Source organism: Ferrovibrio sp., assembly GCF_041906005.1.
Taxonomy (GTDB): Bacteria; Pseudomonadota; Alphaproteobacteria; order Ferrovibrionales; family Ferrovibrionaceae; genus Ferrovibrio.
Genome location: NZ_JAYRJY010000020.1, coordinates 1 through 1,390, shown reverse-complemented (window position 1 = coordinate 1,390; position 1,390 = coordinate 1). Strand labels below are relative to the sequence as shown.

Here is a 1,390-nt window from a genome sequence, read left to right as displayed (position 1 = left end):
GGGGCTGTCTGAATTTCTGTGTTCGAGGCTCCATCTAGGGCCCATCAATTCAGACGGACCCGCGCCGCATATTACGCGGCAGGCCGTGTGAAGCGCTCGCCGTAGGCAATGGCGAACTGGTTCATAGCCTCCTTCCATTCCTTGGCCGCGCGGCCCCAATCGGCTGTGATGTTGCGCAGCGCCAGCCACAGCAGCTTGGTCGCTGCGTCATCGCTGGGGAAGTGCCCTCGCGTCTTGATGATCTTGCGCAGCCGGCTGTGAATGCTCTCGATGGCGTTGGTCGTGTAGATCACGCGCCGCACCGCCGGGCTGAAGGCGAAGAACGGAATGACGCGGTCCCAGGCCCGGCGCCAAGTGGCTGTCACGGTCGGGAACTTCTGGCCCCAGGGCCCGGTCTCGAAGGCATCGAGTTCGGCCTGTGCCACTTCGGCGCTGGCGGCCGTGTAGACGGGCTTCAAGGCCGCTGCCAGCGCCTTGCGATCCTTCCAGCTCGCGAAGTCCAGGCTGTTGCGGATCAGGTGCACGATGCAGGTCTGCAGCGTCGTAGCCGGGAATACCGCCGCAAGCGCCTCGGGGATGCCCTTGAGCCCGTCCGTGACGGCGATCAGGATGTCCGCCACGCCGCGGGTCTTGAGATCGTTGAAGACCTTCATCCAGAACTTGGCCCCCTCGGTGTTCTCGATCCACAGGCCCAGGATGTCGCGCGTGCCGTCGGGCAGCACGCCCAGCGCCAGGTAGATGGCCTTGTTGCGCACCACCGCATCCTCGCGGATCTTCACGCGCAGCGCGTCGAAGAACACCACCGGGTACATCGGCTCCAGCGGCCGGCTCTGCCAGGCCGTGACCTCGGCCATCACGGCGTCGGTGACGGAGCTGATGAACTCCGGACTCACCTCGGTGCCGTACTGCTCGGCCAGGAAGCCCTGGATCTCGCGCACCGTCATGCCGCGCGCGTACATGGCCACGATCTTGTCGTCGAAGCCGGTGAAGCGCCGCTCATGCTTGGGGATCAAGATCGGTTCGAAGGAGCCGGCGCGGTCGCGCGGCACCTCGATGCGCAGCGGGCCGTCCTCGGTCAGCACGGTCTTGGCGGACTTGCCATTGCGCTGGTTGCCGGCTTCCTCGGGCCGGGCAGCGCCGGCCGGATAGCCCAGGTGGTGCGACAGCTCCGCGCCCAGCGCGCGCTCGATCAACGCCTTCTTCAGCGCCATGGTCGCGGCATTGATCTGCTCGGCTGTCATCGGCGTGGTGCCGCCGCTCAGTTGCTCAATGAGTTCCTTGGGGATCGACGGCAGTGCCGTCATGCCGGCTCCCGCCGGCTTCTTCTTGCTTGGCATAGATGCTCCTGGTCGTCATGCTATCCCTCGCACACAAAAATCCTGACAGGCCC

General features: G+C 65.6%; 1 protein-coding gene. It reads right to left on the bottom strand.

The window, feature by feature from the left end; all coding sequences use genetic code 11:
• Positions 1-71: 71 nt before the first annotated feature.
• On the bottom strand, positions 72-1,337 hold the full coding sequence (locus ACE3OO_RS20225; protein ID WP_269633696.1) for an IS256 family transposase: 1,266 nt from the start codon (positions 1,335-1,337) through the stop codon (positions 72-74).
• Positions 1,338-1,390: the final 53 nt, after the last annotated feature.